The sequence below is a fragment of the Mesorhizobium sp. NPDC059025 genome (assembly GCF_042739655.1).
Lineage (GTDB): Bacteria > Pseudomonadota > Alphaproteobacteria > Rhizobiales > Rhizobiaceae > Mesorhizobium.
In genome coordinates this window covers 56,793-70,165 of record NZ_JBHYIM010000006.1, presented here as the reverse complement: position 1 = coordinate 70,165, position 13,373 = coordinate 56,793, and the positions used below count along the sequence as shown (strand labels likewise).

Genomic DNA, 13,373 nt, shown 5'->3' with positions numbered 1-13,373 from the left:
GTCTCTCGAATGCCGCTAGCGATCTGGACTTGCAGCGGCCGGGCGTGGGCACGAATTTGGGCTGTCGGAATGGGGAGGCGTTGTGAAAATCGGCAATCGTGAAATCGGTCTCGATCATCGTCCCTACTTGATCGCGGAAATGTCTGGAAACCACAATCAGTCGCTTGAGCGGGCGTTGGAAATTGTGGACGTTGCGGCTCGTTCCGGCGCGGACGCCATCAAGCTGCAGACCTATACCGCCGATACGATGACCTTGAACATCCGCGCGCCGGGGTTCGTGATCGACGACGAGGAAAGTCTTTGGGCGGGCCGGCAGTTGTATGAGCTTTATCAGGAAGCACATACTCCTTGGGAGTGGCACAGACCGATTATGGAGCGTGCGGCCAACCATGGCATTCACTGCTTCTCGACGCCCTTTGATGATACCGCCACCGATTTCCTCAGTTCGCTCGACGTCCCCGCTTTTAAGATCGCGTCTTTCGAATGCACGGATCTGCCTCTCATTAGAAAGGTGGCAGCAGCCGGCAAGCCTATGATCATTTCCACCGGCATGGCAACGCTGGCCGAAATCGACGATGCCGTTCGTACTGCTCGACAAAGCGGGTGCCAGAATATCGTGCTGCTCAAATGCACGAGTACCTACCCGGCGACGCCGGAAAATACCAACGTGCTCACCATCCCGCATTTGCGCGTGGCATTTCCGGATTGTGAGGTCGGGCTTTCCGATCACACGATGGGCTGTGGAGCGTCGGCCGCAGCGGTGGCACACGGAGCCGTACTCATAGAAAAGCACTTCACGCTTCGCAGAAGCGACGGGGGTGTCGACTCGAGTTTTTCGCTCGAGCCAGAAGAATTCCTGCAACTGCGTGTCGAAACCGAGCGGGCATGGCAATCTCTGGGGGGCGTCAGATATGGCACACAGCCGGCCGAAGAGAAATCGACGGCTTTCCGGCGTTCTCTCTACATCTCGCGCGATGTGAGAGCCGGCGATGTACTTTCCGCTGAAAACGTCCGCATCATCCGTCCAGGTTTCGGATTGCCGCCGAAATTCTATGATGTCGTGATTGGCAAACGCGCAGCCAGGGATGCACCCGTCGGGACACCGATAAGTTGGGAGCTCATAAGCTGACGCGTCGTTTGAAAGCGAAAAGGATTGTTAAGGCTATGACACGCATCCGGCCGGGTTCACATCCCAATCGAATATATCTCGGGTGGTCTCTTGCTCGCGCCGGCAGCACTTATCACGAGTCCTATTGGACATGGCGTATATAGTCGATTGTGCTGCAGTTAGAGTACAGTGAAAGACTTGCACCTTCCTGTGTTCGTTCTCTAGAAGGCGCAGGTTCAAAAAAAGTTGTCTATTTATGCCCAAAATTCTGATCACTGGCGCGAGTGGATTTGTAGGTCACCGGCTTGCTCTATACCTTTCAGCGAAAGGGCTTGACGTTCGTTGCGCCTACAGAAAATTACCTGATAATCGCTTTGGCGATGCGGTTTCGATTGGTTCGATCGGTGCTGAAACAGACTGGACCGACGCGTTGAAGGGCTGTGATGTCGTTGTGCACCTCGCCGGCCATGTCGGGAGTCGTGGCGTTCCAGATGAATACTTCTCAGAGGTCAACGACAGGGGCACATCGCGTTTAGTTGAACAAGCGCAAACAAGCCATGTTCGGTTACTCATTAACGCCTCAACGATCGCGGTTGTCACAGGCCATGCCTCCCGATCTGTTGTCAATGATCAAACTCCAACTGGAAATTACTCCGTTTATGGTCGGAGCAAATTGGCGGGTGAAAATCATATCGCGAAGTTCGTTGAAATTGATCGCCATGCTATCTCGCTACGACCCCCTATGCTCTATGGAGATCACGCCTCGGGCAATTGGCGGCTTCTGAAACGCGTGGCAGCGTCGGGCGTCCCTTTACCCCTGAGCACGTTTAGAAATCGTCGGAACCTAATGGCCGTCGACAATTTCGTTCATGCGGTAGCGCTTCTTGCCACCATGGATCATGATAAGGTCCGTTCTGGGGCCTACGCGATTGCCGATCAGGAAGCAGTAAGTACAGCCGACATCGTCCGGTTAATGCGATATCGGATGCAACGCCCAGCATTGCTGTTTCCTTTTCCTCCAAGCTTCCTGAGTATTGCTCTTGGTCTAATCGGGCAGCGTTCTGCTGCAGATAGCCTGATTGGTGATCTAGAGATCGACTCGGGGAACTTTCGTAAAACATTTAACTGGCAGCAGCCTCTGACAGCTCAAGAAGCTATCTCTGGAAAGTCTCTGCTGTTCCCAAGCCAAAATATCCGATAAAATCACCGAACAATATTACTACTATTTCTCGGATGGCTCCAAGATACCATCTGCTGTCAATATGTACTGTTCACCAGTTCTTGGGCAGCGCAGCGTTCCGTCTAGGATTTCGCCGGTTTTCGAAACCCAGCCAATTCTACGTGCAGGAACACCGGCCATCAATGCGTATTGTGGTACCGGTTTCGTAACGACGGCTCCCGCTGCAATCAGGCAATATTCGCCCAGCTCGTTGCCGCATACGATCGTCGCATTGGCCCCGATGGTCGCTCCGCGTCTCACCTTGGTTGGCCGAAACTCGGTTTTGCGTTCTACATCAGCTCTTGGATTGAGGACATTGGTAAAGACGCAAGACGGACCACAAAAAACGGCCTCTTCAAGTTCAACGCCTTTGTAGAGTGAAACATTATTCTGGATTTTGCAGTTGTCAGCGATCAAAACATCGGGACCAATCATCACATTTTGACCGATAGAACAGCGTTCTCCGATTTTGGTACCTGCAATGATATGACTAAAATGCCAGATTTTCGTTCCTGATCCGATCTCGACGCCTTCATCGATATAGGAGCTTTCATGAATAAAGTAGTTGGAGCTCACTAACTGTTCTCCCGATCATTTCGCAGGGAATTTAGCATGGCTGGCCTTAGGTCTTTGATTCCAAGATTTTCACGTAATTTATCCTCGGCAAGGCTAAGGGTCCTCAAAACGCGCAATCCCTCGCGCGCGCCGGTTCGCGGTTCCGTGCCGTTCTCGATGGAGCGAATAAAATGCTTGCACTCCTCCAGAAGGGGTTCTCCGTGCGGCACAATTATGGGACGAGCATCGGCTTTAGTCGGTGTCGGGACACGTCCCGCTGTGTCGATGACATGGTCATAGACAAGCAACTTTCGATCCCAGTTAGGCTCGCTGTCTTCGAAAACCGCCATTGCCTTTTGGCCAATGACAACCAGCTTCTGTTCCTTGAAAGGGTGCAGCCAACTTACTTGGATATGGGCGCCCGCTCCGTTCCGGAATTTCATTTGTGCCGTTACGAAATCTGCAACATTCGGGGTGAATGCTATGCTGCCTTGTGCAGAAACGGAGATCGGATCCTCGTCGAAGAGCCCGAGCAACATAGAGATGTCATGTGGAGCGAATGACCACAGCACATTCTCCTCAATCCTGAACTTGCCAAGCGACAATCGATTTGAATAGGCGTAGCGAAGGTTGCCCAGTTCTCCATCCCGAACCATCTGCGCGAGTCGGACATAAATCGGGTGATAGTGCAGGAGATGCCCCACCATGAGAGTGAGGCCACGACTATCAGCCAGTTCCGACAAGTGCTCCGCTTCGGCGACGTCAAGAGCTAATGGTTTCTCGACGAAAACATGCTTGCCCCGCTCCAGTGCGCTCCGAGCTAAGGAATAGTGGAGCTCTGCTGGCGAGGCGATGGAAATCGCATCGATTTCCTTAGCCGCGAGTGCATCATCGAATGAGAGGGTCTGCACCCCATATGTCGCTGCGGCTTCCTCCGCAGCCTGTACATTGGCGTCGACAACGGCGACGAGCGCTCCAATCCGCGAAAAATTTCGGGCTAGATTGCGTCCCCAATAGCCGTAGCCAACATGTGCGATAGATGGCACCAAGCTCTCCCTTTAATTTATTTGCAGGCGCGAACTTTATTCATGGCCTTGGCGCGCAGGAAACGTGATGGAGCCTCTTCTTGTCCGCTCCTGATCCGAGGCCCACTAAGCGCTCGCTTTGTCAGCATAAATCTCGTGCAGGAGCACATACCCAATTCCCAACCCAAATCCAAACAGTAGGAAGAGTGGCAAGAAGACGCTTGCTCTCGGAAAAACCTTTTCGGCTGTGGCTGAAGCAAGGCTGTAACGCACAAGTTGTGTTGTTGATGAATCCGCTAAGGGCGTAAGCGACAGTAGCGTCAGGATGCGTCCTGAGAGAGGATCATTTTCAAGGGTATAGATACGTTGTTGCTGCTCGCGAAGATCATCTATGAAAGGATCATTGTCCTTGCGGTTCTTTAACGCAACTATTTGCTCATCAAGAGCAAGGTAACCGCGTAAGTATGGGTCAGAATCGTTAGCGGAGTTAATTTGGACGGAGCCCCGACCTTGCTCCGTTGCATCCAATGCGCGAACTTCAATCGGCTTTTCAATCTTTAGAGAGCGGGCAATGTCAGCCTGCTCACTTAGCTTGGCGATCTGGTCATTCCGCATGGCGTCAACACGCTGACGCCTCGCTGCTATATCTATTTTGAGCTTGGCAACTTCCGCAAGCTGCGCTTCCTTGATCCCATTCGCCCGTTGGCGTACTGCCTCGGCCAAATCCTTGGCCATTTCCTGGGATGACGTCCGCAAGACTGTGGTAACAAAATTTGTCAGAGCTTCTGCGTTGTCGCTGCGGGCGACTATTCTAAGGAACGGCGTCTCTTGAGTTGCGGAAGGTGGAGGCGTTTCAAACACGATGCCGCCAACGAATTTGCGGGCTTCGCTGTCATACTGTTGATCGGACAAATCTGAGCGCCGAACGACACCTGTCTCCTTGGCTTTCGCTACGAGATTGTCGAAGTCGCGAACGTATGTCGCATACTCAAGCTCGAGGGCTTCGGGAGTATAAGGAAATATTTTTTCGTTCGCTAACGTCGTAAAAAGAGAAAATTGTGTTTGCCGCAAGGGGGTGATCTCGATCTCCGATTGGTATGAGCGCGGGACAACAAAAAAGAGTATTATACCAATAAGGAGTGATACTAGGCCAATGCCTGCGATTACGAGCCTTCCGTTCCAAAGCGTTCTTATTAGGTCAGCTATACCGAGGTCTAAGGTTTCTACGGTGTAATCACTTCGCATGGGCATCAATACTCCACCAGTGTGAAGAGTGCTGGTTTACGCTTTCACAACATTGGGATGAGGAGCGCGATACTTGCCACGCGTGTCTACGATGAGTGACGCGTGGTCTAGGATTTGATCGTAGGGGAAATCAGAATGATCGGTAAGGACCACAACGCAATCGTAAGAAGCGATATTGTCTTTCGTCAGCTCTACTGATTGAAGATTGAAATGATGCTCTCTCATCTTCGGGAATACGGGCACCTTTGAATCCGCATAGTCGACTATGGCGCCGCGTTCACGGAGCAGTTCCATTACCATAACGGATGGAGATTCGCGCATATCATCGACATCGCGCTTGTAGGCAATCCCAAGCGCAAGAATTCGGCTTCCTCTGAGTGCTTTGCGTCGATTGTTCAATGCTGCCACGATTTTTTCCAGAACCCATCGTGGCATATCACGATTGATCGATCCGGCGAGCTCTATGAAATGGGTGTTGAGCCCATACTCGCGCGCCTTCCAGGTCAGGTAGAACGGGTCGATCGGAATGCAGTGGCCGCCGAGGCCGGGTCCCGGATAGTACGGGGTGAAGCCGAAGGGCTTCGTCGCTGCAGCGTCGATAACCTCGAAAATGTCGATGTTCATCTTGTCGGCGATGGTTTTCATCTCGTTCACGAGACCGATATTTACTGCACGATGGATGTTCTCGAGCAATTTAGTGAGCTCGGCCACTTGGGTCGATGATACGAGAACGACGTTGTCAATCGCGTTGGCGTAGAGAGCATGACCAATTTCACGGCAGGTCACGGTAGACCCGCCCACGATTTTCGGGATTGTTCTGGTATTGAAATGAGCGTTGCCAGGGTCTTCCCGTTCGGGAGAATAAACGAGGTAGAAGTTTTCGCCAATACGAAGCTCGCGTTTCGCGATATAGGGCTGCAGGACCTCGGCTGTTGTCCCTGGATATGTTGTGCTTTCGAGTGACAGCAGCTGCTCCGCCCTTAGATAAGGGGCGAGGCTTTCCATAGTTGAGACAATAAACGAGAGGTCCGGCTCGCGATGTTTGCTCAGGGGGGTTGGAACGCAGATTACAATGGCATCGGCTTCGCTGATCCGGGAAAAATCCGTAACGGCTTCAAAACCTGAAGCTACCATCTCAGCGATTTCATGGCTCGGAATGTGGGCGATTGGACTCTTTCCGGCATTCAGAGCATCAACTCGTCCCTGATCTATGTCGAAGCCGAGTACTCGGAAGCCAACATTCGAAAAACGAAGAGCGAGCGGAATGCCCACATAACCGAGACCGATGATGCCTACCACTGCTGTCTTTGCTTTGATTTTTTCCAGAAGGAGCGTCAATGTGCCAGTCCGATCGCTTTGCTGTTGGTGGGGTCGGCTTTACTGGTTCACCCTTGCCTTGACAAGGGTTCGAGTTGTCAGCCAAGGCAGGCAACTGGTGCGATCACATTGTTGCTGATTTTCGAGCACAAGTCGCGTTGGCATCTGTCGGCTCCTTGGTCGTGTGATTGGGAAACTGACGGGCTCTCTTGTAGCCAAGGCCCATGGGACGACGGGTTTGAACGCAAAATACGAAAATGGAAGTTGGTTGTGTGCGTTGCCGTGTGGTTTCTTGGTGTTTAATGGGTTCTTCGAATGAGTTTTGTTTCCAACGTCAAGACTATGTTGGGTGGTTTTGCTCTTGCCCAAATCATTCCTCTCTTGGCGGTTCCGGTTCTCACTCGCCTTTACACGCCTGAGGCGTTCGGCCTCCAGTTGCTTTTCATGGGAGTGGTAGCCGTCTTGGTTATCGCTTGCACGTTGCGCTTGGATCTGGCGCTTCAGCTTGCCGCAGATGAGAAGGAAGGAGGCCTGCTCATTAGCTTGATCTCTTTGCTTACCTTGATCGTTTTGATGGTGCTCATCGCTGGTATCGTCATCTTCGGAGAGCCCATTTCCGCAAAATTAGGGCATTCTGGTCAGACTATGTGGATGTGGTTTGCATTGCCCATGACGGCAGCAACCGTGTTCATGCAAGTTGCGACGTCACTTTTGACACGACAAAAACGTTTTGGTCCGATCGCTCGAACCAATGTGTACAATCAAGTAGGTTACGTCGCTTTCGCCTTTTCCGCAGGACCATTTTTGGGGGCACTGGGACTAGTGGCCGCCAAATTGGCTGGTCAGCTTGTTGGTATCTCTCTTGTCCTCCGGTATGTCGCTTCGAATATATACCGCTATTTCCGTATACCTACGCCAGACGACGTCCGCGTTCTTTGGAACCGGTTTCATCAGTTTGTGGTTTTCAATGCCCCTTATAGCCTGATCGGAACTGCTGCACGTGACATGCCGATCTACGTTTTTTCGACAACGGGTGCCGCTGCCGCGGCAGGGTTCTATGGTCTTTCACGGACTGTACTCAGCGTCCCAATGCTGCTTGCAACCGCCGGCTTGAGCCAAGTCTTCTACAGGGAGGCTATTGAGTACAGGGGCGCCATGCGAATAGAGACGACGGCACGAGCTCTGCTGCGGTTGACGCTGTGCGGTCTGGCCCCTCTCTTTGTGTTTGTCTGCGTTTGGGGAGATGTCGTTTTTGTTGTTTTGTTTGGCACCAAATGGCTGGAGGCCGGCATCTATGCGATGATCCTGGCGCCGGCTGCATGGTTGAGCGTCCAAACCAGCTGGCCGGAAAGACTCTTTGAGGTGGCTGGGCGCCAAGAAGTCTCATTTAAGGTGCAAATGACCTTCGATATGCTAACCGCAATCGTTGTGATTTTGCCACTTATGGCAGGAGAGAACCCGATCATTTCCGTGATTGGCTTCGCGGTAGTCAATTGTGTCTATCACCTGGTTTATCTTACCGCCATATTTTCCGTGTCCGGTTTCTCGAAGTGGCACTTGCAGCGCCTTTTGTTTGAGGGTATGGCGACGCTCGTGCTGAGTTGCTCGGTATTCGCGCTGGTGCGCAATTTTCTCATCCCCGGTCTCGCAGGGGCAGTCGTTTGTGCCTTCGTTGCAGTCGCGATCTCAGTAGTTCTTGTGCTAAAAAGCGCTCGCAATGTTGGGGCGCTGCTCGGTAAAGAGGAAACGACGTGATTGGAATTGTCGACTATGACGTTGGCAACGTTGCCTCAATCGCTAACATGCTGGCAAAAGTTGGTGGCAAGGCGATAATTACGCGTGATCATGGCGCTTTGCGAGAGGCAGAAAAGATAATCTTGCCTGGCGTCGGAGCATTCGACACCGCCATATCCAATCTGCGAAATCTCGGCCTCTATGATTTGCTTAATGAGTTGGTCGTAGAGCAACGCAAACCAACGCTCGGAGTGTGTCTGGGTGCTCAACTTGTTGGCAAGGCCAGTGAGGAAGGCGAGCTGTCGGGATTTGGCTGGCTCGACTTCAATCTGGTTCGCTTCAAGTCGCCGGTAGACCAAAAATTGCGTATTCCGCATATGGGTTGGAATACTGTCATTCCAACAGCGGATGGCATTGGTATTTTTCAAAATGTACCCGAGCCGATGCGGTTTTACTTTGTACATTCCTACTATATGATCACGGAGGATCCCTCGATCGTGCTCGCGACAACTTCCTATGGTGGAACGTTTGCCAGCGTGGTTGGCAAGGGGAATGTACTATCTATGCAATTTCATCCTGAAAAGAGCCATAAATTCGGCGTCGCAGTCTACCGCAATTTCCTGGAGCGGTTTACCGAATGCTGAGGACGCGTGTCATCCCTTGCCTTCTTTTACGAGGGGGAGGGCTCTACAAAACTGTGAAGTTTAAGGACCCGAAATATGTCGGTGATCCAATAAATGCGGTTAGAATTTTCAATGAGAAGGAAGTTGACGAAATCCTTGTGCTGGATATCGGCGCAACTTCGGAGCGTCGCGAGCCGAATTTTGAATTGATCCGGGATATAGCCAGTGAGTGCTTTATGCCGCTTGCTTATGGTGGCGGAATAACGGATCTGGGTCAAATGCGCAGACTGCAGCGTATCGGAGTAGAAAAGGTCGCGATTAATAGTGCCGCGTTCAGAAACCCAGATCTCGTTCGATCCGCATGCGACGCATTGGCCACTTCAAGCGTGGTCGCGGCGATTGATGTGAAGCGCTCCTTCTTCGGAAAGTATGAAGTCTGGATTGATGGTGGCAGGACGAATACGAAAGCTGATCCTGTTCAGCACGCCGTTAATCTCGCGAAGCTCGGAGTTGGCGAAATCCTGATCAACAACATTGATCGCGACGGTACCATGAGTGGCTACGACGTGGCCTTGATTAAGAAAATAGCAGAAAGTGTCGACACGCCAGTGATAGCTTGCGGGGGCGCGGGTTCTCTGGATCATATTCAGGAAGTGACGCAAAAAGGCCATGTTGAAGCGGCGGCGGCAGGGAGTTTGTTTGTATTTCACGGTAGGCATCGTGCTGTGTTAATAAACTATCCTTCACAGCAAGAGTTGGAGGCTTTACTTGATTAATATTTTGAATCCTGCTGGTTCAGGACAGTACCGAGCCGTGAGCGCTGATGGCTATCGGATGTGTGTTCGTTGCGTTATGGACACCACCGATCCCCAAATTGCCTTCGACGACGATGGTGTGTGCAATCACTGCCACTATTTCGATGATGTTCAGTCGACGCATTGGTTTCCTGGAAAGGAAGGCAAGGCGCGGCTGGATAAAATTGTGGCGCGCATCAAGGAGGAGGGTCGCGGCCGAGAGTACGATTGTATTATTGGCCTCAGCGGAGGTGTTGATAGTTCCTATCTTGCACTTAAGCTGAAGGAGTTTGACCTAAGGCCGCTGGTCGTTCATGTCGACGCTGGCTGGAATACAGAGCTGGCAGTTCGAAATATCGAGAATATCGTAAAGTATTGTGGCTACGACCTTCACACCCATGTCATGGATTGGGAGGAAATGCGTGATTTGCAGCTGGCTTATCTCAAGGCCGGTGTCGCAAACCAGGATGTTCCACAGGACCACGCTTTTTTTGCAAGCATGTATCATTTCTCTGTTAAGAATAAGATTAAATATATTATAAGTGGTGGAAATTTAGCAACTGAATCTGTATTCCCTCGGGCCTGGCATCATAGCGCGATGGATGCCATTAACTTGCGGTCGGTTCACAAGAAATTTGGCGAGCATCCGCTGCGTCAATACAAGACAATTAGTTTTTTTCAATATTATTTTGGATATCCCTTCTTTTATGGAATGAGGACGGTTCTTCCTCTGAATTTTCTTCCTTATGATAAGAAGAGAGCTCTCGCGGAGCTTGTCGAGAAAGTCGACTACAAGCCCTATTTGCGCAAGCACGGCGAATCTGTGTTTACTCGATTCTTTCAGAATCACTATCTGCCGCGTCGGTTTGGCTACGACAAGCGTAAGCCCCATCTGTCCAGCTTGATACTTTCCGGTCAGATGTCCAGGGATGAGGCGGTGGCGACACTTCTTGATCCGTTGTATGCCCCTGATGAGCTGGCTGCGGACATACAGTACTTCTGTAAGAAAATTCGTATCTCAGAGGCGGAGTTTGAGCGCTTGATGAATGCTCCTCTCCATGATGCAAAGGAGCTCGGGACCTGGGACGGTTTGCAAAGTTTTGCGAAGGGCGCACAGGATATCCTCCAGCGTGTGACTGGACGTAGGTTGCGAATTTATTCTTAAGGATCAGGTTGGCTGGAAATCAATCCTATTTGATAGGTTTGTAGTAAAAGATGAGATGAACAATATGGTGAACCGGTCGCATTCATTTGTGGTATTGCGGCCATCTCATAGACTGGTGATCCAGTTTACATTGGTTCTACTGTATCGCCTTGCCTGCGATTGGTTTGCTTGGCAAACATCTCGCCAATTCGGGCAATATGGCATCGCAACCGTTGGGTCCCCATTTTCTTCGAAGTATTTTCTTTCCATTGCGGTTTTGTCGGTCACCGCCGCTATCTATTCTGCATTCTTGAATCGTAGGCTTGACGTATTTGATGTTGGTCTCGCCTTCTTGTTTCTAACGTCTTACGTTCCGGTAACCGTGGCATGGTGGATCACGGCAGGATCAGACTCTTATTTTGGGTTTGTGACATTGTTTTGGGTATCTATCTTGTCACTGAGCATCGGCGTGAGATGGAAATCGCCTTCTTTGCCACTTCTTGGTGGTGGTTATACAAAAATTTTTAGCATTATCTATTCTGCTATTATTATCTACTTGGGAATTCTCCTATATCTCCGGTTCGGCGCGCCTGTTCTGACTGATTTTGGTTCTGCTTACACCCTTCGCGCCGCATTCAACGAATGGCTTCCGAAGGGATTGCTGACCTATCTTTTCTCTTGGTCTGTTTATGTTTTTGCAATATACCTTTTGATCATATCGAAAGAGATTTTGTTCAAATTAATCGCCTTAATATTCATAATGATGATTTTCTCTGCGTCCGGGAACAAAGTGTATATACTTATGCTTCCGATATTGCTTTTTCTTCATTTGATCTCGGTGTATGGATTTGCTTGGCTTATGGCGCCAACGATGGCGGTCGGTGTCGTTTTGGCGAAGATTATTTTCGATTTGGGAGAGGTTTGGATCCCAACATTTGTTCAGCGATTTCTAATTATGCCAGCTGATATCGCATTCAGATATGCGGAGTATTTTAGAGAACCCTTGCTCTATTCATATAGTTTCTTATCGCCATTTTTCACATATAGATATGATGATTTGCCAGGAAAATTGATCGGTAAAGCGTTTTATGTTTCAGGGGATAATGCAACGGCCGGGTTCGCAGTTGATATGTTTACGAATTTGGGATGGATTGGGCTTCCAATCCTTGTCGTTTTTTTTGTGGCTCTGCGTAGAGTTTTAACCCCTGGAGCGCATCTGGTGTTGTTGTTGCCTTTTGTTATTCAGCTCATCGACACACCATTGCCGACTGCATTGCTGACCGGTGGAGGGGGGTTGATGATTGCAGGCGCTTTCCTTATTTCGCGACATAGGATTCTCGTGAAACCTTCTGCGTCGACATCAGGGAGCGCTGCGGTTCGTCGTTCTCTGGGAACAGGCACTTGAGCGTCTTGGTGAGGCTGCCGGGTCTCTCCGCGCTGTGAGCGTCACTTGATTGACGTTGGCGGTAAAATAATCCACGGAACGCCAACTGTCGCGCGCGTTGCGCCATAAGGAAGATAGATTTGGTTGCAAAGATCGTCACTGTTGTCGGCGCTCGACCGCAGTTTGTGAAGTCTGGTATCGTGGCAAAGGCGGTGGCGAAACATTCCCACCTTAAGGAGATTCTTGTTCATACCGGGCAGCATTTCGATGCGAATATGTCCGACGTTTTTTTCGAGCAGCTTGGCATACCACGTCCAAACCATCTGCTAGATATCCACGGTGGCTCACACGGTGAGATGACGGGCCGGATGCTTGTCGAAATCGAACGTATCCTGCTAGCGGAAAAACCTGACAGGGTTCTCGTATACGGGGACACCAATTCGACCTTGGCTGGCGCGTTGGCGGCAATCAAACTTCATATTCCCGTCGCGCACGTCGAAGCTGGCCTTCGCAGCTTCAACATGGAGATGCCCGAGGAAGTAAACCGGATATTGACCGACCAGGTCAGCGACGTTCTGTTTTGCCCGACTGAAACTGCGGTTCAAAATCTCGAAGCTGAAGGGTTCGGCAGAAAGGCTGTTAGCGTCATTAATGCGGGTGATGTGATGCAGGATTCCGCGATCGCATTTGCAAGCAAAGCCGCAAGGCCTCTGGGCCTTCAGTTTGAGGGCGGGTTTATTATCGCAACTTTGCATCGTGCTGAAAATACCGATAGCAGGGATCGTCTGGCTGCGATTGTTCAGGCTCTAAATGAAGTTCAGCGGCGACTTGGTCCTGTTGTGCTGCCATTGCATCCGAGAACTCGAAAAGCTATTGAAAATCATGGGCTTAAACTGAGTGTCACCGTTATTGATCCGGTTGGCTATCTTGAGATGCTCTGGCTGCTGAGCCGCTGCGAATTGGTAATCACCGACAGTGGCGGTGTTCAGAAGGAAGCATTTTTCTTCGGGAAATTCTGCGTGACGATGCGCGATCAGACAGAGTGGACCGAATTGGTAAAGATTGATGCTAACGTACTTGCCGGCGCGAACGAAGCGGCGATTGTTGCTGCTTCGGTCAGTAAATTTGGCACGCGTGTTGTAGATGATGCCTCCCTCTATGGAGGGGGGCATGCAGCGATCCGCATTGCCGACGAATTGGTCGCGCGGACAGTTTAGTTCCGGGG

12 protein-coding genes are annotated in these 13,373 nt (G+C 50.8%); 8 read left to right on the top strand and 4 right to left on the bottom strand.

Annotated elements, in window-relative coordinates:
* Positions 1–82 precede the first annotated feature (82 nt).
* Complete coding sequence (gene pseI / locus ACFWYE_RS15860; protein WP_379061423.1) at positions 83–1,129, top strand: pseudaminic acid synthase; 1,047 nt, start codon at positions 83–85, stop codon at positions 1,127–1,129.
* A 235-nt stretch (positions 1,130–1,364) separates the two neighbouring features.
* Positions 1,365–2,309, top strand: a complete 945-nt coding sequence (locus tag ACFWYE_RS15855) for an NAD-dependent epimerase/dehydratase family protein (RefSeq protein WP_379061421.1) — start codon at positions 1,365–1,367, stop codon at positions 2,307–2,309.
* Positions 2,310–2,330: 21 nt separating this feature from the next.
* Here ACFWYE_RS15855 and ACFWYE_RS15850 read toward each other — a convergent pair whose 3' ends face one another.
* The 4 genes from ACFWYE_RS15850 to ACFWYE_RS15835 all read right to left on the bottom strand — a co-directional run bounded on the left by ACFWYE_RS15850 (position 2,331) and on the right by ACFWYE_RS15835 (position 6,490).
* Positions 2,331–2,903, bottom strand: a complete 573-nt coding sequence (locus ACFWYE_RS15850; protein ID WP_379061419.1) for a DapH/DapD/GlmU-related protein — start codon at positions 2,901–2,903, stop codon at positions 2,331–2,333.
* Positions 2,903–3,928 carry a Gfo/Idh/MocA family protein gene (locus ACFWYE_RS15845; RefSeq protein ID WP_379112585.1) on the bottom strand — a complete coding sequence of 342 codons (1,026 nt, stop codon included), beginning with the start codon at positions 3,926–3,928 and terminating at the stop codon, positions 2,903–2,905. The genes ACFWYE_RS15850 and ACFWYE_RS15845 overlap by 1 nt, the downstream gene beginning before the upstream one ends.
* Before the next feature lie 105 nt (positions 3,929–4,033).
* A complete protein-coding gene (locus ACFWYE_RS15840; protein ID WP_379112583.1) occupies positions 4,034–5,152 on the bottom strand; it encodes a Wzz/FepE/Etk N-terminal domain-containing protein in 1,119 nt (372 codons plus the stop codon).
* Between the two features lie 36 nt (positions 5,153–5,188).
* A complete protein-coding gene (locus tag ACFWYE_RS15835) occupies positions 5,189–6,490 on the bottom strand; it encodes a nucleotide sugar dehydrogenase (protein WP_379061413.1) in 1,302 nt (433 codons plus the stop codon).
* Between the two features lie 294 nt (positions 6,491–6,784).
* Between ACFWYE_RS15835 and ACFWYE_RS15830 the strand changes: the two genes are divergently transcribed.
* The 6 genes from ACFWYE_RS15830 (at position 6,785) to wecB (ending at position 13,365) form a co-directional block, all read left to right on the top strand.
* On the top strand, positions 6,785–8,224 hold the full coding sequence (locus ACFWYE_RS15830) for a lipopolysaccharide biosynthesis protein (RefSeq protein WP_379112581.1): 1,440 nt from the start codon (positions 6,785–6,787) through the stop codon (positions 8,222–8,224).
* Positions 8,221–8,847, top strand: a complete 627-nt coding sequence (gene hisH / locus ACFWYE_RS15825) for an imidazole glycerol phosphate synthase subunit HisH (RefSeq protein ID WP_379112579.1) — start codon at positions 8,221–8,223, stop codon at positions 8,845–8,847. Before ACFWYE_RS15830 ends, hisH begins: the two co-directional genes overlap by 4 nt.
* Entirely contained in the window at positions 8,841–9,602 is a 762-nt protein-coding gene (locus ACFWYE_RS15820) for an AglZ/HisF2 family acetamidino modification protein (protein ID WP_379112577.1), read from the top strand. Before hisH ends, ACFWYE_RS15820 begins: the two co-directional genes overlap by 7 nt.
* Complete coding sequence (locus ACFWYE_RS15815; RefSeq protein WP_379112575.1) at positions 9,595–10,785, top strand: N-acetyl sugar amidotransferase; 1,191 nt, start codon at positions 9,595–9,597, stop codon at positions 10,783–10,785. Before ACFWYE_RS15820 ends, ACFWYE_RS15815 begins: the two co-directional genes overlap by 8 nt.
* Before the next feature lie 55 nt (positions 10,786–10,840).
* The gene (locus ACFWYE_RS15810) at positions 10,841–12,169 is read left to right on the top strand and encodes a hypothetical protein (RefSeq protein WP_379112574.1); all 1,329 of its coding nucleotides are present in this window, start codon (positions 10,841–10,843) and stop codon (positions 12,167–12,169) included.
* A gap of 119 nt (positions 12,170–12,288) precedes the next feature.
* Complete coding sequence (gene wecB, locus ACFWYE_RS15805; RefSeq protein ID WP_379061400.1) at positions 12,289–13,365, top strand: non-hydrolyzing UDP-N-acetylglucosamine 2-epimerase; 1,077 nt, start codon at positions 12,289–12,291, stop codon at positions 13,363–13,365.
* Positions 13,366–13,373 lie beyond the last annotated feature (8 nt).

Coding starts and splice junctions, on each gene's coding strand:
- ACFWYE_RS15830 (WP_379112581.1), top strand. CDS start 6,785: ATGAGTTTTGTTTCCAACGTCAAGACTATGTTGGGTGGTTTTGCTCTT.
- ACFWYE_RS15820 (WP_379112577.1), top strand. CDS start 8,841: ATGCTGAGGACGCGTGTCATCCCTTGCCTTCTTTTACGAGGGGGAGGG.
- ACFWYE_RS15810 (WP_379112574.1), top strand. CDS start 10,841: ATGAACAATATGGTGAACCGGTCGCATTCATTTGTGGTATTGCGGCCA.
- ACFWYE_RS15855 (WP_379061421.1), top strand. CDS start 1,365: ATGCCCAAAATTCTGATCACTGGCGCGAGTGGATTTGTAGGTCACCGG.
- ACFWYE_RS15840 (WP_379112583.1), bottom strand. CDS start 5,152: ATGCGAAGTGATTACACCGTAGAAACCTTAGACCTCGGTATAGCTGAC.